16 protein-coding genes are annotated in these 21,673 nt (G+C 29.9%); 7 read left to right on the forward strand and 9 right to left on the reverse strand.

Features of this window, described 5'->3' with window-relative positions:
• Window positions 1-145: 145 nt before the first annotated feature.
• Window positions 146-1,096, forward strand: coding sequence for a flavodoxin family protein (locus tag A966_RS04430; protein WP_008722968.1), 951 nt, complete (start codon window positions 146-148; stop codon window positions 1,094-1,096).
• Between the two features lie 86 nt (window positions 1,097-1,182).
• Here the strand turns inward: A966_RS04430 and A966_RS04435 are convergent, their stop codons facing one another.
• The 4 genes from A966_RS04435 to A966_RS04450 form a co-directional block, all read right to left on the reverse strand.
• Entirely contained in the window at window positions 1,183-2,931 is a 1,749-nt protein-coding gene (locus A966_RS04435) for an NADH-dependent [FeFe] hydrogenase, group A6 (protein WP_008722970.1), read from the reverse strand.
• A 22-nt stretch (window positions 2,932-2,953) separates the two neighbouring features.
• Window positions 2,954-4,642, reverse strand: coding sequence for a NuoF family protein (locus A966_RS04440; RefSeq protein ID WP_008722972.1), 1,689 nt, complete (start codon window positions 4,640-4,642; stop codon window positions 2,954-2,956).
• 16 nt (window positions 4,643-4,658) lie between these two features.
• Window positions 4,659-5,159, reverse strand: a complete 501-nt coding sequence (locus A966_RS04445) for an NADH-quinone oxidoreductase subunit NuoE family protein (protein WP_008722974.1) — start codon at window positions 5,157-5,159, stop codon at window positions 4,659-4,661.
• 239 nt (window positions 5,160-5,398) lie between these two features.
• The gene (locus A966_RS04450) at window positions 5,399-6,283 is read right to left on the reverse strand and encodes a DUF4261 domain-containing protein (protein ID WP_008722977.1); all 885 of its coding nucleotides are present in this window, start codon (window positions 6,281-6,283) and stop codon (window positions 5,399-5,401) included.
• A gap of 605 nt (window positions 6,284-6,888) precedes the next feature.
• Here A966_RS04450 and A966_RS04455 point away from each other — a divergent pair.
• The 5 genes from A966_RS04455 (at window position 6,889) to A966_RS04475 (ending at window position 11,330) form a co-directional block, all read left to right on the forward strand.
• Window positions 6,889-7,341: a hypothetical protein gene (locus tag A966_RS04455; protein WP_008722980.1), complete on the forward strand. Its 453-nt coding sequence runs from the start codon at window positions 6,889-6,891 to the stop codon at window positions 7,339-7,341.
• A gap of 408 nt (window positions 7,342-7,749) precedes the next feature.
• The gene (locus A966_RS04460; protein ID WP_008722982.1) at window positions 7,750-8,874 is read left to right on the forward strand and encodes a chorismate mutase; all 1,125 of its coding nucleotides are present in this window, start codon (window positions 7,750-7,752) and stop codon (window positions 8,872-8,874) included.
• On the forward strand, window positions 8,867-9,400 hold the full coding sequence (locus A966_RS04465) for a shikimate kinase (protein ID WP_008722984.1): 534 nt from the start codon (window positions 8,867-8,869) through the stop codon (window positions 9,398-9,400). The genes A966_RS04460 and A966_RS04465 overlap by 8 nt, the downstream gene beginning before the upstream one ends.
• Window positions 9,401-9,475: 75 nt before the next feature.
• Window positions 9,476-10,174, forward strand: coding sequence for a DUF554 domain-containing protein (locus A966_RS04470; protein ID WP_008722986.1), 699 nt, complete (start codon window positions 9,476-9,478; stop codon window positions 10,172-10,174).
• 34 nt (window positions 10,175-10,208) lie between these two features.
• Window positions 10,209-11,330 carry a hypothetical protein gene (locus tag A966_RS04475; RefSeq protein ID WP_008722988.1) on the forward strand — a complete coding sequence of 374 codons (1,122 nt, stop codon included), beginning with the start codon at window positions 10,209-10,211 and terminating at the stop codon, window positions 11,328-11,330.
• A gap of 139 nt (window positions 11,331-11,469) precedes the next feature.
• Here A966_RS04475 and A966_RS04480 read toward each other — a convergent pair whose 3' ends face one another.
• From A966_RS04480 to A966_RS04500, 5 genes are all read right to left on the reverse strand, one after another.
• Window positions 11,470-11,883 (reverse strand): hypothetical protein, encoded by a 414-nt coding sequence (locus A966_RS04480; protein ID WP_008722990.1) that lies wholly within the window; start codon window positions 11,881-11,883, stop codon window positions 11,470-11,472.
• An 8-nt stretch (window positions 11,884-11,891) separates the two neighbouring features.
• Window positions 11,892-12,710, reverse strand: a complete 819-nt coding sequence (locus A966_RS04485) for a PTS sugar transporter subunit IIA (RefSeq protein WP_008722992.1) — start codon at window positions 12,708-12,710, stop codon at window positions 11,892-11,894.
• A gap of 89 nt (window positions 12,711-12,799) precedes the next feature.
• The gene (fusA, locus tag A966_RS04490) at window positions 12,800-14,890 is read right to left on the reverse strand and encodes an elongation factor G (protein ID WP_008722994.1); all 2,091 of its coding nucleotides are present in this window, start codon (window positions 14,888-14,890) and stop codon (window positions 12,800-12,802) included.
• Window positions 14,891-15,536: 646 nt separating this feature from the next.
• Window positions 15,537-17,234: an amidohydrolase gene (locus A966_RS04495; protein WP_008722995.1), complete on the reverse strand. Its 1,698-nt coding sequence runs from the start codon at window positions 17,232-17,234 to the stop codon at window positions 15,537-15,539.
• 10 nt (window positions 17,235-17,244) lie between these two features.
• Entirely contained in the window at window positions 17,245-17,628 is a 384-nt protein-coding gene (locus tag A966_RS04500) for a VOC family protein (RefSeq protein WP_008722997.1), read from the reverse strand.
• A gap of 237 nt (window positions 17,629-17,865) precedes the next feature.
• Between A966_RS04500 and A966_RS04505 the strand changes: the two genes are divergently transcribed.
• On the forward strand, window positions 17,866-21,624 hold the full coding sequence (locus A966_RS04505) for a phosphoribosylformylglycinamidine synthase (RefSeq protein WP_008722999.1): 3,759 nt from the start codon (window positions 17,866-17,868) through the stop codon (window positions 21,622-21,624).
• The last annotated feature ends 49 nt before the right edge of the window (window positions 21,625-21,673 follow it).

Raw genomic sequence — 21,673 nt, forward strand, 5'->3', positions numbered from 1 at the left:
TATATTATAAGGTAGGGCTTATACTTCTTTCTAAGATATAAGATTTCCGATAAACTTCGATAATTTACTCTTTTTATATTCAAAAACGAAGACTAGCTGCCTGTCTAGTAATTATAATTTCAATAAAAAAGGAGAATTATATTCTATGAAAGTTATGGGAATAGTTGCCGGAAGACATAACGGAAACAGTGAAATTTTAGTAAAACAAGCTTTAACAGCAGTAAAAGATGCAGGCGGAGAAGCAGTACTTATTAATTTATTTGATTATAATATAAAGCCTTGTTCAGGCTGCGAATCTTGTACAATAGGTATGGAAAAGTCATTCAAAGAAGGAAAAGAATATAAAGGATGCATCTATAAAGAAAAAGATGACATGGACAAGATAGTGGAAGTTATGAATCAATGTCAGGGAATAATAGTAGGATGTCCTACTTATGATTTACTTCCTTCTTCTTTATATTTATCATTTGCTCAAAGATTTTTGGCTTATGAATTATCATTTAGAATAAAAATAGGTCAGGTAAAAGAAGATCCTCATACAGTTGCTGGGCTTATAGGAGTGGGAGGCTCTAAACATGATTGGCAGACTATGAGTTTGGAGGGGCTTGCTGCTACAATGTTTACTCAGTCTATTACCGTGGTAGATATGTATTTAGCTGAGAGTGTTGGAAGACCCGGAAATGTTCTTATACATAAAGATTATTTAGATAGGGCATATCATATGGGTAAAAATATTGTTCAGGCAATAAATACTCCTGTTAATGAAAGAAAATGGCTAGGAGATCCGAATTTAGGATTATGTCCTAGATGCCATTCATCTTTAGTATATCCGGGAGAAGAACATTGGGACGGAGTAAAATTTAATTTTGAATGTGCTGTTTGCGGTGCAGGCGGAGATTTAGTTAAAGATGAAAATGGAGAATATAAATTTGTAATTGCAGAAAACGGACTTATAAGAGATAGAAATATTAATGAAGCAAGGGCTGTTCATTTACAGGAAATAATGGAAACAAGAAATAATTTTATGTCAAAAAAGAGCGAAGTAGAAGAAGAATATAAAAGATTTAGAGAGATGAAATTTGAAACTATAAAATAGCCGTTAATAAAACTTTTTTCAATAATATAAAAATAGCACTATGATATTTTATTATCATAGTGCTTTTTAATTATAATTTTTAGAGATTATTTTCTATATTTTTCATCAGCTTGGTATTCAGTATGCAAGAAGTGATGAGCTCTTTCTCCAAGAGGTTTTCCAAGGAAGTCATCATAAAGTTTTTTAAGATTTTCATTTTCATGAGAACATCTATGTTTAACAACATTTTTATCTTCATCATACAAACCTTTAGCCCTATCTGTTCTAGTTTCATTTGTAGTACCATAAGGCTGACCGCCTCCGCCTACACATCCGCCCTGACAAGCCATAACTTCTATAAAGTTGTAAGGAGGATTTTCACCTTTTTCTTTAGCTTCTCTCATTTCCTGCATTACAGGATCAACATTATGAAGTCCATTAACAACTGCAAGTTTAACATCTTTATCCATAACTTTTATAGTTGCTCTTTTTACGCCTTCAAGTCCTCTTACATCTTCAAAATCAACATTGCTTAAATTACTTCCAGCTATTATATTATAAGCAGTTCTCAAAGCTGCCTCCATAACACCGCCTGTAGCACCGAATATAGTACCAGCTCCGGAATATTCACCCAATATGCTGTCAGCTTCTTCAGGCTCAATTCCTGCAATATCTATACCATAGTGTTTAATCATTCTTGCAAATTCTCTTGTTGTAATTACTACATCAACATCTTTGTATCCGCTTGAATACATAGTTTCATTTTTTCTTATTTCATTTTTCTTAGCAGTACAAGGCATGATAGATACATTGAAAATAGTAAAAGGATCTACATTTGCTTTTTCTGAGTAATAAGTTTTTGTCATAGGTGCAAGCATCATATGAGGCGATTTTGCACTTGAAACATTATCAAGCAAGTCTGGATAATATTCTTCTGCATATTTAACCCAAGCAGGACAGCAGGAAGTAGTCATAGCAGCTGTACCATTGCTTTCTGTAAATCTTTTAACGAATTCATGAGCTTCTTCCATTATAGTCATATCAGCTCCAAAATTAGTATCAAATATAGCATCGAATCCCATTAAACGCAAAGCAGCATATATTTTTCCAGTGATATTATCTCCTGGTTTAAGTCCGAAATATTCTCCTAAAGCAACCCTTACAGAAGGAGCCATTTGAACTGTAACATAAGTATTAGGATCATCAATAGCAGCCTGAACTTCATGAGTTTGATCTGTTTCATAAATAGCAGCTACAGGGCAGTGAGAAGCACATTGTCCGCAGTCTACACAAGGCGAATCTTTTAATGATACAGCACCAGGAGCAAAATAAGTATCAAAACCTCTATTAACAAAACCCAAAGCATGAACCTTCTGCATTTCCTGACAAACAACAACACATCTTCCGCATTTAATACATTTCTCTGGGTTAAGAACTATACTTCCTGCAGATTCATCTCTAGGGTGATTTTGTTTAATATTATCATATTTGGAGTTTCTAACACCAAAGTCAGCAGCAGCAGTTTGAAGTTCGCATTCTCCGTTTCTTATGCAGTTTAAACAGTCATTAGGGTGAGCTGATAATACTAATTCCAATACTCCTTTTCTAACTGTATTAATTTCTGCATCATGAGTAATTATATCCATACCATTTTCTACTAAAGTAGAGCATGCTCTAGTATATTTATTGCCTTGATTTGCTAATTTTACAACACATATACCGCAAGCCGATGTAGGTGGTATGTCTGGGTGATAGCATAATGAAGGTATTTTTATTCCTAATTTTTTGGCAGCTTTTAATATAGTAAGACCTTCTTCAACTTCTATTTGTTTTCCATTTATTTTTATTTTAACCATAAATTTACGCTCCTTATTTAATTTAATTCTTCTTAGGTACAGGCGGACTAAATATACCTGCTTTGTATTCATCTTCAAAATGCTTTAAAGTTGACATTACAGGATTAGGGGCAGTAGAACCCAAAGCACATAGCGATGCTTTTCTCATAGTAAGAGCTATATCTTTTAATTTTTGTATATCTTCTTCTTTAGCTCTTTTTTTCGTAAATTTTTCTAATATTTTAAGCATTTGCATACCGCCTACTCTGCAAGGTACACATTTACCGCAGCTTTCATCTACGCAGAATCCAAGATAGAATTTAGAGAAATCAACCATACTAGTATCTTCATCTATTACTATCATACCTCCGGAACCCATCATAGAACCTAATTCCACTAAATTATCAAAATCTATATGAGTGCCGAATAATGATTCAGGTATTATACCTCCGGAAGGTCCTCCTGTCTGAACACCTTTAACAAACTTGTCATTAGGTATTCCTCCTCCTATATCGAATACTATTTCTCTTATTGTTGTTCCCATAGGTACTTCTACAAGTCCGGACACATTGACATTTCCTGTTAAAGCGAATACTTTAGTTCCTTTTGAATTTTCTGTACCAATAGAAGAGAACCAATTACCGCCATTATTAATAATAGCAGTAACATTTGCAAAAGTTTCAACATTATTAATAACTGTAGGTTTTTCAAAAAGTCCTTTTACGGCAGGGAAAGGAGGTCTTGGTCTTGGTGTTCCTCTATTTCCTTCTATAGAAGCTATAAGTGCAGTTTCTTCACCGCATACAAAAGCACCAGCTCCAAGTCTTATATCCAAATCAAATGAGAAATCACTTCCTAAAATTTTCTCACCTAATAAACCATAATCATAAGCCTGTTTCAAAGCTATTTGCACCCTATCAACAGCAAGTCCGTATTCAGCTCTTATATATAAGTAGCCTTTATTTGCTCCTATAGTATAGGCTGCTATAGTCATAGCTTCTATTACAGAATGAGGATCCCCTTCAAGTATACTTCTATCCATATAAGCACCAGGGTCTCCTTCATCAGCATTGCATACTATATATTTTTGATCCGATTCAACTTCTTTTGTAAAGCTCCATTTTTTCCAAGTAGGAAATCCTGCTCCGCCGCGTCCTCTAAGCCCAGATATTTCCATCTCTTTAAGAACTTCATCAGGAGTCATTTCAAATAATACTTTAGATAAGGCTTTATAACCGTCATTTCCTATATATTCATCTATATTTTCAGGATCTATTATACCGCAGTTTTTTAATACTATTCTTCTTTGTTTTTGATAAAAGTTAATCTCTTTTGAGAAATCCCTATGTTCTCTTTGTTCTTTATATAGTATTTTCAATAATAATTCGCCTTTCATTATATGTTTTTCTATGATATCTTGAGCATGTTCAGGTCCTACATGCGTATAAAAAACTCTGCCCGGCATAATTTTTACAACAGGACCCTGACTGCAGAAACCAAAACAGCCTGTTTTTACAACTAATACTTCATCAGCAATACCATTTTTTTCCGCATACTCTCTTAATAACCTTACAATTTCATCACTTTTACCTGATTCGCAGGCTGTACCTCCGCATACAAGTATATGATGTTTATGAGATGTAGATGATTCTCCTCCTTTTCTTAAACCTATTTCTTTTTCTTTGTTAAGTCTATGTTCTTCTAATTTTTTTCTATCTAATTTTCCTGCCATTTTTATACTCCATATTTTACTCTTTTTTATCCTGATTATTGCTGATAAAATTTGCTATATCATCAACAGTTACCCTTCCGGAAACTTCTTCATTGAATGTTATTACAGGTGCTAAACCGCAGCAGCCTATACACCTTACTTCTTCCAATTTATACTTTCTATCAGCTGAATATTTTTGATCTCCTTTTAGATTTAATTTTCTTTTAATCTCTTCTACTAATTGTCCGCCGCCTTTTAAATAACATGCTGTACCCATACAAACACCTATACTATTTTCAGCAGGCGGTTCTAGTGAGAAATAGTTATAAAATGTGAGAATTTCATAGATTCTAGCAAGCGGTATATTTACTTCTTCTGATACATATTTTGCAACATTTCTAGGAACATAACCATAATGCTTTTGAATACCATGGCAAATCATGATAAGATTTCCTTCAGAATTTTTCCACTTTTCAACTAATGATTTTATTTCATCAGCAATATCTTCTTTAGTCAATAGAGAAACATCTTCACTCATTATATACCTCCATTTATACAATAAAAATTCAAATCATATTCTTATAGTATAGGAAAAAATATATTCAAATTCAATATTATTATGATATATATGTGATTTTTTTGTATATATTTATATAAACTAAATGGTATAATACTACTAGATGGTATTTTATATTATAGTAATATGGTTATAATATTTTAATTTTCTTTGTTTTTGTTTGTTTTTGTCAAATTATATAGATATTTTCACTTTAATAGTTAATTCTGTCTCTTTCCTGAAGCATATTCAAGCATATTAATATCCAAAATTTCTCTATGCGGTTTTAGAAGAGATTTTTCATACTGACATTTCCATTGTATATTTTCAAATATGCTTTGTATGGTATCACCGCTTTTTATAATATCGCCTTTATCAAATATATAAGCGGCTATATTTAAAGCATGTGATATTATATCATTAGGATTTAGATCATGAAAATGATACTGTATATCCGGTAGTCCTATTGCATACATTCCTAAAGTATCAACTATAATATCATTGGAATCCTGAACATTAAAAAGTCTTATATTAACACCTGAAAGCATAAATCTAAAATCTTTAGGATAATTATTATTGAGTATTTGTTCTGGAAGAAGGAGTTTGCCACTTTGCTCATTATATACGGCTATGCAATTATTGAAAAGCTGTAATGCAGTATAAAGCCAATTATTGAGAAGTGTTGTTCTATCTTTATAATCAAGTCCTGCCGCCAAAAAGTCGCTTAGCATTATTTCATAATTACAGTTTTTTATTAGTTCTTTAGGCTCTTTTATATCCCACATCTGGCTATAATAATAATCGCTTATAGTGGTATAATCAAATTCAAAAGCATTAGGCATCAATATTTGTGCTGGAACTTCTTTATCATCTTTGTATTTTACTTTTAAATCATTTATTGCTATGCTGTAAATACCATCTTCTGAGGATATGACTTCTATATCATCATAGAATTTTTTTATTTTCTGTTTGACTAATTCTATATTAGGCAGCTTGGGTTTTTCTTCAAATAACAGTTTATAAAAATATACATGTGAGAAATTAGCCTCATCATGATTTATACTTTTATGATTAGTATTTGGATTAACTTCTTTTTTATCTTTCATATTTAAAAAACTCCTATATCCATAAATATTACTATATTTTTTAATAAAAGCAATGTAGGAATAAAGAATTGTATCAATCATTAAAAATGTGTATTATAAATAATGAAGATAATTTTCTTTAATATGCCTACTATAATAGACTTGTTTCAAAACTCAAATTTTTAATATTTATATTTTTTTAATTTAATATTTTTTTGATTATAGTTGGGGCTTTGCCCCAAACCCCACTTCTTTTGTTGGCACAAAGAAGCAAAAAGACTGCATATTTATATACTAAAATAATAATTTATAAAACATGTAAAACATTATTTTATAAATTATAAAATTACGAAATTTTTATATATAATCTTGTCAAGTAGTTTTGAAACAAGTCTAATATTTAACCTATAACATATAAACAATATTACTGCACTTGTTTATGAGTCCATAATACTTTTAAAGATTTAAAATTTTTAGGTTTATTTTTTATTATAAAATGCTTTTACATAAGATGTATATTCTTAAATTTTCTATGCTAAAAAGTATACATAATAAATTAAATTTTACTATTGACAAAAAATTAATTTATAAATAATATGAAGTTATAAATACAAATGGAGATAAATATGTTAAAAAAATTATTAATCACATCCTTATTATTTACAGCTTTATTTACTTTAAGCTGTGAAAAATTAAAAGAAGCAGCAGGCACAGTTACAGGATCAGTTACTGGAATAGAAAGCACTTATGCAGGAACTTGGAATCTAGATCTAAATAATAGTGCTTCACAATTAGCTAGCTCTACTATTACAATAAATAATGATGGCTCTATGGTTTTTAATTATGTAGTGGGAAAGAAAAACATTACTTTCGCATCATCTGAGATATTAAAAATTGGAAATATGTATGTGGCTACACATAAAGAGACAGTTACTTCCACATCTTCTTCTCAAGAAGTAAAATATTCACTTAATATGACTTTCAATACTACTGTAACACCTAATACAGTAGAAGTAACTTATAATGAAGGAAATGAAACTGATGGAACTTATTATAAAGGTACTTTTATTAAACAATAATTATAAAATCTTAATATAAAAATTATTAAGGGGCTTTATAAAAAAGCTCCTTTTTTGTTTTTAAATTAATTTTATTTAATTGATAAAATAATATAATAATAGACTTGTTTCAAAACTCAATTTATAAATTTTTAATTTAATATTTTTAAATTATAGTTGGGGCTATTCCGTGTGCCGCTTTCTGAGTGCCGACTAAGTACCATCACTTGCATATCTATATACTAAAACAATAATTTATACAATATATAAAACATTATTTTATAGTTGATAAATTACAAAATTTTTACATACAATCTTGTCAAATACTTTTAAAACAATTCTAACTTATAAAAAATAAAATCCTTTACAATTTGAGATCTATTTAGTATAATCTTAAATATCTAAATTTATAAAAGGGATAATATAATTATGCTCAATGATGAATTACAGCAATTAAGAAAAGAAATTGATAGAATAGATAAGCAGATAGTAAATTTGATAGATGAAAGAATGAAAATAAGTTTGGAAGTAGGTGAGACAAAAAAGAAATATAATGCCCCCATATTTGATCCTAAAAGAGAAAAAGAAGTAATAGCAAAAAAAATAGAATTGCTTGAAAATAAAGAATTATCAGGATTAATTACTACTATTTATAATGATATAATGTATACATCAAAACAGCTGCAGAAACATTTAATTGACGGATATAATTCAGCAGAAGATAAAATAGATGATAATAAAGAAAAGATAAAATACGATGAAAAAATAGTATATCAGGGCAGAGAAGGCGGAAACGGACATGAAGCTGCTTTAAAATTTTTCGGAGAGAATGCTAAACTAGTAAAGAAGGAACATTTTGATGATGTACTTGAGAGTATAAGAAGCGGAGAATGTTATTATGGAGTTTTACCTTTAGAAAATTCTTCCACAGGAATGGTTAATGAAGTTTTGGATATACTTGCTGATTATAATTGTAAAATAGTCGGAGAAGTTTATCTTCCTATAGAATACGGACTTATGGCAAAAAAAGGCACTAGTATAAAAGATATTAAAAAAGTAATATCTCATCATCAGGCTTTAAAGCAATGCTCTAATTTTATAAAAGAAAATAATTTTAAAGAGTTAACAGCATCTAATACAGCAGAGGCGGCATTCATAGTTTCTAATGGAGATGATAAAACAATGGCTTCCATTTCTAATAAGCATGCCTGCCAAATTTATGATTTGGAAATGCTTGAAGAAAATATTGAAAATATTAAAGGCAATACCACTCGTTTCATTATAGTTGCTAATTATGATAATGCTTTAAGCACAGGCAATAAAATGACTATCAGATTTCTTTTGCCGCATGAAGAGGGAAGTTTGGCGGATTCTTTGGAGAAATTAAAAAGTTTTAATTTAACTTCTATAGTAAGCCGTCCGCATGTTGAGAGAAAATGGCAGTATTATTTTTATATTGATATGACAGGTGATTTTAAAAAGAATAAGTTAGAGTTTGAAGAGTTTAGAAAAAGTGTTGAAAATTTAATTATTTTAGGTGTTTATAATGAATAATAAAGACATAAGAAATAATAAAATTATATTTATTATAGGTTTGCCCGGATGCGGAAAAAGTGCATTATCAAAGATGCTTGCTGAAAAATTAAATTATAATTTGTATGATATGGATTCTTTTATAGAAAATAAAGAGGGCAGAACTATAACAGATATTTTTGCTAATAATGGAGAGGATTATTTTAGAAATATTGAAAGTGAAGTATTGCATGAATTAAGCCTTTTAAGTAATGCTGTTATATCTACAGGCGGAGGTATAGTTCTCTCTGAAAAAAACAGAAATATTATGAGGGATAAAGGATTAACTATTTTTGTAGATAGAAATCCTGACATCATACTTGAAAATATAGACCCTGCTCAAAGACCTCTTCTTGCAAAGGATAAAAATAAATTATTGGAATTATCCAAGCAAAGAGACAGCTTATACAGAGAATCATCACACATTATATTCACTCATAACAGTTGGGAAGATAGTATTGATAATACTTTTAAAAAATTTTATGAAAGCATTAAAAATTACTGTTGATAAAATTTAAAAGAAGTATTATATTATTTAATTTATATAGCAAATTATATATTATAGTAATGTTAGGATTAAAGTATGATAGCTGTTTTCGTTAATATGATAGCAGTTCTTGTAGGTTCTGTTATAGGTTTTGCATTTAAAAATAAATTATCAAAAAGATATGAAGAACCTGTTTTTATAGCAGCAGGTATAATATCTCTTACTATCGGTATAACTATGGCTATAATTACAAAGCATATATTGATATTTGCTGTGTCAATAATGCTTGGAGGAGTTACAGGCACATTCTTTAGGATAGAAGAAAAAATAGAGTCTTTCGGCGAGTTTTTAAAAAATAGATTTGCTTTTAAGGAAAATTCAGGTAATTTTGCTTTAGGATTTTTAACTTCTTCAATACTTTTCTGTTCAGGCTCTATGTCCATATTAGGATCATTTCAGGCAGGAACTCAAGGTATATATGATTTAATATTTACTAAAAGTGTAATAGACGGATTTGTGGCAGTATTTATGTCTACAGTTTATGGTATAGGGGTTGCTTTTTCTATAATAAGCATATTTGTATATCAAGGTGCTTTAACTATACTTTCATCTTTTTTAGAGCCTTATGTTTCTGAGACAATGCTTAATGAAGTTTCTGCTGTGGGCGGTGCTACCGTTATGATGATAGGGATAAATTTATTAAAATTAGCCAAAATAAAAACAGGGGATTTTCTTCCTGCTTTAATTTATTCTATTTTACTTGTTTTACTTATACCTTATATTCAATTTTTATGATATAATATATAAAAAATGTTAGGAGATATTATCAATGGAAGACATATTAAAAGAGTATATTGACTATACTAAGCAAAAATCACATGTTGAAGAAGTTGCAAATAAAAAACTTGTATCTCAAAATGAGAAATTTTTAAAATTAAAAGAGTATGTAAAAGAAAATCATGATAAAGAATTGGATATATGCAGACAAATAGCATCAGAATTTGAAAATATGGATATATTAAAATCATACTATGCAGCCAATTTTGTAGGACATTCGCTTCATCATGAAGATATAATAGATGATGAAATAGGTAAAAATATTATTAATTTATTTTTTAGAAATATAGATAATGCCTGCCGTTTTATAGAGAATGCTGCTCAGCTTTATAATGTAGATGAAGATGATCTTACAGATGATGATATAGCCCGCATTAATATAGATATTATGTACAGACTAGATTATAAACCGTTAGAGGCATTTATTGGAATAGATATGATGATTCCTCCTGTTATGACTGTTATATGTTCCAATCAGGATTTAAGAAAGTATTTTATTAATTTAGGGCTTGAAGATCATATAGAATATTTAGAGCCTTATATTAATGCTTTATCATATATACATATTGGTATAGAGGCATGCTGTAAGACAAAAATCCTTGTTCTTTCTCCTAAAGTACAGGGAGGTTTTTATATAGAGGCTTCAGATATGAGTAATGGATACTATCTTATAACATTATTAGAAGCAGAATTATATAAAAAAGGATTATTAAAAAAATACGGTATAGATAATTATGAGTTTAATGAAACTATTTATAATATAGCCATTGGAGATGAACATCCTCAGGAATTAATGGAAACAGAGGCACATCAGCAGTATTACACAATATATGCACTTCAAAAAGACGGCAGTTACAATATTGAAGATGAGAATGGCGAATTGGATTGTTATAAAATATTATATAGCGATATGTCTCCGGAAGAAATTCCTGATTTGGACGGCACTCATATATTGATTATGGATAGCGAAGGAATGTGGACAAAACCTGTAAAATGGGATATAAGCTATTTCACAAAACCGCATCAGAAATTAAAACCTTATGTGAAGATATTAGATGAAATATCAGATGAAGAATATAATACTTGGATAGAAAAAATAAAGAATTCTAATTAAAATGATAAAGATCAGCTGATAACTTATGAATAAAGTTGTCAGCTGTTTTTTTAAGAATGCATAAATAAAAGTTTATTGCTATAAATAATATGAAGTTTATTTTTTATAGTTTAGATTTTAATATACTAGTTTTGTATTATTATCTTATAGAAGTTTTGAATTCGGCTGTAAATGTGGAATCCTGATTATCTTTCACTGTTGCCTTAGCATTATAAACTGCAGAAGGAAGATATTTACCATTTTTGTCAAGTCCAGACCATATACAAGCAGCTGTTTTTTTTGAAGCATCGATAATTAAATCTTTTGAATCCATTAAATCACCGTTTTGAGAATATATTTCCACTTTAGCACTTATAATTTCACCGCTTTCAATGGATACTTTATATGTAGTATTTTCACCATTAGAAGGAGAAAAAGGATTAGGGTAGTTATAAAACTCAGAAAGAAGAGAGCTAGGTTTATTAGGCGAGCATGAAATATAAAGGAAAGCTAAAAGAAGTATTATAAAAATATTTCTTTTAGCTGTCCATATTTTTAATAAATTACTTATCATTAATGTTATCAGTCAGTAGTGAATAAGATTCTTCCGCAGTGGAAACACATGATAATTTGATTTTGTCTTCTAACTTCATTAACAGTCATTTTAGGTATAGCAACATTACAAGCACTGCATTTATAATTTTCTATTTTAGCTAAAGCTTCACCTTTATTTTCTTTAATTCTTTTGTAATTTTCTAATACAGCAACATCAATTTTACTTAATATAGTGTCTTTGTATTTTTTATACTCTTCTAAAACAACATCAGATTTTTGCTGAGAGTGGGTAGAACTGTAAAGTTCATAAGCTTTAATTTGTATTTCAGCTCTTTCAAGTTCGATTAAGAATTTAATTTGTTTTTCAGCTTCAAATTTTTCATCTAATTTTTTGAATGATTCTAAAACAGAAGCAAGTTCATCATAGCTTTTAGTAGCCATAACTTTATCAAGTATTTCTTTTTGATTTACCAAGAAGAAAATTTGAGAAAGGTTAAGAAGGTAATCCTGAGGGTTATCAAGATCAGAAAGTATTGCAAATACAAGTTTAACAGGGCTTTTTTCATCAGAATCTGAATCATAGTTAATTTCATCTTTTAAGAAACCAACAAATATATCAGTTTTTCCATAACCTTGTATTCTTCCATGAGGAACAGCAACCCCATTTCCAATGTTAGTAGTGTATTCATCTTCACGTTTTTTGAATGCATCGAATATAGCATCTGCAGAAGCAGAAGCAACTGGTGCAATTTTTTCACTTAACGCTCTAAAAAGTGATTCTTTGTCTTTTGATTCCAAATCTTCAAATACATGTTCTTTTGTGATTTTGTCAATTATTTTGAGCATACAATCTCCTAGTTTTATACATATTCTAATATTATATGATAGTATATAAAAAATATCAACTTTATTTTTATATACATTACCTCTAATTATTACTCTCCGCTGCCAAGCAATGCTTTTCTTTCCTCTATAACCTTATCGGCTAAAGGACCTGTAAGCTCTTGATAGTGGGAATGTTCCATTTCAAAAGTACCCCTTCCTGAAGTAGATGCTTTCATTTCTATAGAGTAGGTAAGCATTTCAGATAACGGAACTTCAGCTCTAATCATCTGTATAGTATTTGATGCTGCCTCCATACCCAAAATTTTTCCTCTTTTACCTGTAAGTTCATTCATTATAGCGCCTGTAAACTCCTCCGGTACATAAACTGTAACTTTCATAACAGGCTCTAATAATACAGGACTTGCATTTTTGAATGCTTCTTTTGCAGCCATAGAACCTGCTATTCTAAATGACAATTCATTAGAGTCTACATCATGATATTTACCGTCAAAAAGCCTAACTTTTATATCAACCATAGGATATTTACCCAAAGGTCCCTGTGCCATAGCATCTTGTATACCTTTTTCTACTCCTGGTATATACTGTTTAGGTATAGCCCCTCCGAATATATCATTAACAAATTCATAACCGCCGTCTCTTGGAAGAGGCTCTACTTCTAAATGAACTTCTCCGAACTGTCCGCTTCCGCCTGATTGTTTTTTATGTCTGTATTGTGCCTGAGCTTTCTTTCTTATAGTTTCTCTGTAGGCTACTCTAGGAACACTTTGTTCTATTTCAGCCTTAGTAAGAGATACTACTCTGTCAAGTGCTAATTTTACCTGTAAAGCACCCATAGCTTTAATGATAGTTTCTTTAGTTTCGCTGTCAAACTCTACATGGAAAGTTAAATCTTCCTGAGCAATAGTATCAAGAACTTCAAGAGCTTTTATATCGTTTTTAAGTATTTTAATAGCTGTAAAATAAATAGGCTGAGGTACTTTAAGCGGTAAGAATTGGAATGGAGCAGACGGAGAACTTATAGTATCGCCTGTTCTGCAGTCTGAAAGTTTTGCTAATACTCCTATATCTCCTGCTGTAATAGTATCGCTTTCTATTTGTTTTTTTCCTCTAGCCATATATATATGAGATACTTTTTCTTTTTTAGCTGTTCTGGAATTATATATTTCATCGCCGCTTTTTATACTGCCGGAACGAACTTTAAAGAAAGATATTCTTCCTGCATATTGATCTATAGTAGTTTTGAATACAAAGGCAGCGAAAGGATTATTATCACCCAATATGCTTCTTGTTGCAGGTTCATTAGTGAGAAGGTCTGTGCCGTCTGTAACAGGTACATAAGAAGGCGAAGGCATATATCTTATTATGGTATCAAGAACTGCTCCCATACCTATATCTCTTATAGAAGTACCAAATAGAATAGGTACTACTTTATATTGAAGTATAGATTTTGTTAGAGCTTCTATATATTCTTCATCTGTAAATTTGCCGCCGTCTAAGTATCTTTCCATAAGTCCGTCATCAACTTCGCATACTAATTCTTTTAATCTGTCGCGGGTTGCTCTGTACTCTTCATAATATTCTTCAGGTATTTCTGCCTCTACAATTTTTCCATGATCATCTCTGAAATATGCTTTATGATAAATAACATCTATTATACCTTTAAAATCTTTACCATTACCCATAGGAATTTGTATAGGAACTACAGGAGGTTCTTTAAAGTTATTTTCAATTTTTTCTAATAAAGCTTTATGATCAACCATTTCTTTATCTATTTTATTGATAAATACTATTCTAGGTCTTCTGAAATTATTAGCCATCTGCCAATGTTTTTCTGTTTCTATTTGTATTCCGAATTCTGCATCTATAACAACAATACATGATTCAGCTACTCTTAAAGCAGGGTTAATCTCACCGCTGAAATCACCCGACCCAGGAATGTCCAGCAAGTTAATTTTATGATCCTTCCATTCTATCAAACTTAAAGAAGTTCTTATGGACATTTTTTGCTTGATTTCTTCGTCTGTATAATCACTGACTGTAGTTCCTCTTTCGATTTCGCCTTTTTTATCTATAGATTTAGCTCTATAGAGTAAGGCTTCATTCAAACTAGTTTTACCGCTTCCCACATGTCCTAAAAGTGCAACATTACGAATACTTTCTGGGTTATAAATTTTTCCCATAAACATTCCTCCTTTGGTAACAGAAATTATTTTGATGTAATAGATTATTATTTGTTATATGATTTGACTTGTTTCTAAAGAAGCTTAAAGAATAAGCTGATTCATAGAAAACTAAGTAATGCATGATAACTCAAGTATAGTAAAAAAAATCTCAAAAATCAAATTTTATATTCTATTTTTATTATTAAGTTATAATTAGTAAATATTAGTTTTTATTTAGAAAAATATTATCAATAAAAATATTGATGTAAATATATAGTTAATATTTTATTAACTATATAATGAATGCTCAAAATCTTGAATCTGTTATGTTTATATATTCTATGCATATTATAATATCATATCTAATTTATTGTACGCTATAGGACAAATTAAATATATGCTTTTTCAGTCTTTTATAGTTAATACTTTTTTAATATACGATATTTCATCTTGTATTTAAAAGGAGTATATGATATTACACTTTTGAACATAACTTTAAGGTTTGGAATAGCCATTTTAATATCTACAGTGATTATATATATAATTTATTTTGCTAAGATTAGAAAAATTATAGAATTAGAAAAACATAATATATAAAAAAATTACTGCATTCAGTATTTTATAATAGATGCAGTAATTTATAATTTTATTTTGTTTAATCAATTTATAATTCCGATTTTTTTGTATACAAAGTTTTTCCTTCTTTGATAGTTTCAAGCACTTCTATATCTTTTATATTCATAGGATCGCATGTCAAAGGATTATCACTTAATATCACTAAATCAGCTAATTTTCCTTCTTCAATAGTTCCTTTTATATTCTCTTCTTTATTTTGATAGGCGGCATTAATAGTTATAGCCTTTAAAGCCTCATAAGGAGTAACTTTCTGATTTTCTCCTAATAATACTCCGTCTCTTGTAACCCTATTAACCGCACACCAAATAGTTTCAAGCATATTAGGTTTTATAACAGGTGTGTCCTGATGATATGTGAAAGCTAAATTATTATTTAATGCTGTCTTTGAAGCACTAATCTGAGAAGCTCTTTCCATGCCTAAATTTGCTAAATGAACATCTCCCCAATAATATACATGTGCCACAAATATAGAAGGTATAATATTAAGATTTGACATAGAAGTATACTGTTCTTCTCTTATTATCTGACTATGTACTAAAACTGCTCTGTAATTATTTGTTGTATTTCTTTTTATCATAACATTACTGAATGCATTGATATACTGATCTGCTGCGGCGTCTCCATTGCAATGAGCCTGAAGCTGCATTTTATCATCTAATGCAGTTTCTACAAATTTTTCTACATCGCTGTTACTATATATTCCATATCCTCTGTATCTTGCAGGACCGCTTACATAAGGCTGTTCTAACCATGCTGTTTTTGCCTGAGGAGAACCGTCTAAAAATATTTTATATCCTCCTATTTTAAATCTGTTTTTATAATTTTCTATCATATCAGCATTTGTTTTAGCTAATGAATAAGAATTTTTCAAATCTATAAAACCTATAATATCTATTCTAAATCTGTTATTAGTTATCATATTATTTATAAGAGGAAATTCTGCCGTAGAAATTAATGCATCCTGTGCTGTTGTAATACCATATCCCAAATAAACATCTTCTGCCTGATTGATAAAGTTCATCAAATCCTCATCTGTAAAAGAAAATTTGATACTCTGTGCATAATGCATAAATGCTGCCTCTTCCATATATCCTGTAGGTTTTCTGCTGTTAGGATATCTTGCTATCACACCTCCTGGTATATCTGGAGTATTTTCATTAACTCCGAACTCTTCTAATGCCTTTGAGTTCATAGCTCCTACATGCCCAGAAGCATGAGTTATAAATATTGGGTGAGTAGTTGAAATTTTATCTAAATCATCTCTGTCTGGATTTTTTTTGTCTGGAAGTAAATTATTATCATATCCGAAACCAACTACCCAAGCATCTGGTTTTAATTTATTAATTTCTATATAGTTAGTAATTTTTTGAGCAATCTCAAGCATATTGGTAGAGCCTGTCAAATCTACTGTAGTAAGCGACTGAGCAAATCGCACTAAATGACTATGAGAATCTATAAAAGAAGGCATTAAAGTTTTTCCTTTTAAGTCTACCACTTCAGCATATACATTATTTACTAAACTTTTTTCATCTTCTTCTGTATAAGCTACTTTCATAATAGTATTGTCTCTCACCTCAATAGCCTTAGCATATTCAGCCTCATCTCCTTTCATAGTGATTATATTACCATTATGATAAACTTTTATTTTATGAGTTATTTTATCATGGCATGAGTTTATAATAAGTCCTATTAGTAAGCAAAATATGAAGAAGTGTGTATTTTTCATTTTTATCCCCTTATATTGTTATTTCTATTTTATTATTTTCATTGTCTAGTATTACGCTCTCATAATATCCGTCGCCTGTAGTTCTTGGATATGATGCTATTCTAAATCCGTCACTTTCTAATTCTTTTGTGAGGCTGTCAACTTTTTCTTTGCTTCCGACAGATACTGCAATATGAGCAAATCCGTATATATCATCATTAGTGTTTCTATCCTTTATATCCTTTCTAGTCATTATTTCCAATCGGCAGTTATCTTCAAATGTGAGAAAATATGATTCAAAACCTTTCTTCTCATTAACATATTTATCATTGCATTTACAGTTAAAATACTTAATATAAAAATTTTTAATACTTTCTAAATCTTTAACCCAAACAGCAATATGAGATATTTTCATGTTATAGCCTCATAATAAAATACTTATATTATTATAACATTAATATCAAAATTAAAAATAGTTATTTTCTTTTTATATGAGTAATTAGGTAAAAAATAATGAACTATCGATTAAAAATTATGCATAATTTACTTCAATAAAATAATTATAATTAAAATCACTTTTCAAAACTATTGATATAATAAGCATTGCATATATAATCATTATATTAAAAAATTAATTAGGAAAATAGTATCAATGAATTATCGTATCTTTATAGAAAAAAAAGACGGCTTTAATTTGGAAGCTAAAAGATTAGAAAATCAATTAAAAGAAAATTTCAAAATAAAATCAAGTGTAAGACTTCTTAATGTTTATGATATATTTAATATAGAAGAAAGTCAGTTACAGAACTCTATTAAAGTAATATTTTCAGAGCCTCCTACTGATAAAATTGTTGAAAAGAAAGATTTTGAAAACTTAAAACATTTTGCAGTAGAATATTTACCAGGGCAGTTTGATCAAAGGGCAGATTCAGCAGTTCAATGCCTTAAATTAATATATAATAATATTGAAAATGTTTCTATAGTAAGCGGTAAGGTAATAGTTTTTGACGGAGATATTGATGAAAGCACTATAGAGAAAATAAAAAAATTCTATATTAACCCTGTAGAAAGCAGAGAAAAAGATTTAAGCAAATTAGAAATAGAAGAATCTCAAAAAGCTGATGATATAAAAGAAGTAGAAAACTTTATTAATTTTAACGAGGGTGAATTAGCAGAGTATAGAAATAATCTTGATTTGGCTATGACATATAAAGATATAGAGTTCGTACAGAATTATTTTAAAAACGAAGAGAAAAGAAACCCTACAGAAACAGAAATAAAAGTTCTTGATACATATTGGTCAGATCACTGCCGACACACAACATTTATGACAAAAATTAATAATGTAGAATTAGAGGACGCATTAAAAGAAAATAAAAGTAATTTTGCAGAAATTGTGCTTAATGCCATTAATAGATACTATGACATGAGAAAAGAGCTTTACGGTGAAGATGTTGACAGTAAAAGAGATATTAACTTAATGGATATGGCTACGGTATCAGCAAAATATATAAAGAAAAAAGGCAAACTTGAAGATTTAGAGATTTCAGATGAGATAAATGCATGTTCTATTTATATAGATGTTGATGCTGTAGATGAAAACAGAAAAAATAAAACAGAAAAATATTTATTAATGTTTAAAAATGAAACTCATAATCACCCAACAGAGATTGAGCCTTTCGGTGGGGCTTCTACTTGTTTGGGCGGAGCTATAAGAGATCCTCTATCTGGAAGAAGCTATGTATATCAGGCTATAAGAGTTACAGGAAGTGCAAACCCTTTAGAAAAATTAGAAGATACTTTGGCTGGAAAACTTCCTCAAAAGAAAATTACAACTACAGCAGCAGCAGGATATTCTTCTTACGGAAATCAGATAGGACTTACAACTTGTTTGGTTAATGAAATATACGATGAAGGATATAAGGCAAAAAGGCTTGAAGTAGGTGCAGTTGTAGGGGCTGTTCCAGTAAGTTATGTGAGAAGAGAAAAGCCAAAAGCAGGCGACATTGTTATAGTGCTTGGAGGAAGAACAGGAAGAGACGGATGCGGCGGAGCTACAGGTTCATCAAAAAGCCATACTGACACATCTTTAAGACTTTGCGGTGCTGAGGTGCAGAAAGGTAATGCCCCAGAAGAGAGAAAAATACAGAGACTATTTAGAAATAAAGAAGTTACAAAATTAATAAAAAAATGTAATGACTTTGGTGCAGGAGGAGTTTCAGTTGCTATTGGAGAATTGTCTGATGGAATAGATATTAATCTTGATGTGCTTCCTGTAAAATATTTAGGATTAAATGGTACTGAATTAGCAATATCAGAATCTCAGGAGAGAATGGCTGTTGTAGTTGAAAGTAAGGACGCTGATAACTTTATAAAATTAGCCAATGATGAAAATATTGAAGCTACAAAGGTGGCTGTAATAACTGATACTAACAGACTTGTAATGTACTTGAAAGGCAAAAAAATTGTAGATATAAGCCGTAAGTTTTTGGATACCAACGGAGCTAAACAGGAAACTAATGCAGTATTAAAAAATATTGATTTTGAAAATAATCCTTTCAGCACAAAAAATGCATGCTCTTTAAAATCGCATTGGTTTAATATGATAGAGGATTTAAATGTTGCCTCTCAAAAAGGTTTAATTGAAATGTTTGACTCATCAATAGGAGCTTCTACAGTGTTAATGCCTTTCGGAGGAAAATACCAAATGACTCCAAGCGATGTAAGCATTCAGAAAATACCAATATTCGATAACAATGCCAAAGAAATAAATACGGCTTCCGCTATTACTTGGGGGTATAATCCTTCTATTATGAAATGGTCAGAGTTTCATGGAGGAATATACTCTGTAATAGAATCTATGTCAAAACTGGTTTCTGTTGGAGTGGATTATAAAAATATAAGATTATCATTTCAAGAATATTTTGAAAAACTAGGACAAGACGCTAAAAAATGGGGAAAGGTTTATTCGGCATTACTTGGTACAATATATGCTCAGACAGAGTTTGATATACCAGCAATAGGCGGTAAGGACTCTATGAGCGGAACTTTTAATAATATATCTGTGCCTTCTACTTTAATATCATTTGCAGTAGCAGCTATTGACAGCAATGATGTAATTTCTCCAGAGTTCAAATCTGCTAATAATTATGTTTACTTGATAAAGCATAACATGAAAGAAAACTACATGCCTAATATAGAAGAGATAAAAGAAAACTTTGACTTCTTACATCAAAATATAAAAGACAAAAAAATATTATCCGCATACACTATCAAATTCGGAGGTATTGCTGAAGCCATTACAAAAATGTCTTTCGGCAACAGAATAGGTGTCGATATAAAAGATGAGCTTTACTTCTTTAATCTTATGCCTGCCTCATTTATAGTAGAAACTAAAGAAGAGATTAATTATAAAAATGCTATTCTAATAGGAAAAACTATAAATGAATATAAAATAAAAGTATGCGGTGAAATTGTAAACTTAGAAGAAATAGAAAAATCATGGCTTGACAAATTATCAACAGTATTTCCTTACAAAACTAATGAAGAAATAGAAACTTACCCTCTAGCTATTTATGAGAGAAAAACTCGTTTTATATGTAAAAATAAAAAAGCTAAGCCTAATGTTTTAATAGCTTCATTCTTAGGTACAAACTGTGAATATGACACTCAAAAAGCATTCTCTGATGCAGGAGCTTCAACCGACATATTTGTATTTAGAAATATAAAACCAGAGTACATAAAAGAGTCCATTGAAGAGATGTCAAAAAAAATAGATAACTCTCAAATATTTATGATACCGGGTGGATTTAGTGCAGCTGATGAGCCAGACGGTTCTGGAAAGTTTATTTCTGCAATACTTACAAATGAAAAGATAAAAACTTCTATACATAAATTATTAGAACGCGGCGGACTTGTTTTGGGTATATGCAACGGTTTTCAGGCATTAATAAAATCTGGACTTCTTCCTTACGGAAAAATAGGAAACATCACAGAAAACTCCCCTACTCTTACATTCAATAAAATAGGAAGGCATATTTCTCAAATGGTTACAACGAAAGTAGTATCAAATAATTCTCCTTGGCTTTATAATATACCTGTTGGAAGCGAATTAGTTGTTCCTGTGTCTCATGGAGAGGGCAGATTCTTTGCTGATGAAAATATTATAAAGGAACTCATCAAAAAAGGACAAGTTGCTACTCAGTATGTTAACTTTGAATCAGAGCCTACTAATGAGTTTAGATTTAATCCTAATGGTTCAGCTTATGCTATAGAGGGTATAATTTCAGAAGATGGAAAAGTATTAGGTAAAATGGGACATAGTGAAAGATACGCAAATAATTTATACAAAAATATCATCATAAAAGATATTTATAATATTTTTGAAAATGGTGTGAATTATTTTAAATAAAAATTTGTAATAAAATAAATAATATTATAAACAAGTATATATAAATATT

It is taken from the genome of Brachyspira hampsonii 30446 (genome assembly GCF_000316195.1).
Lineage (GTDB): Bacteria > Spirochaetota > Brachyspiria > Brachyspirales > Brachyspiraceae > Brachyspira > Brachyspira hampsonii_C.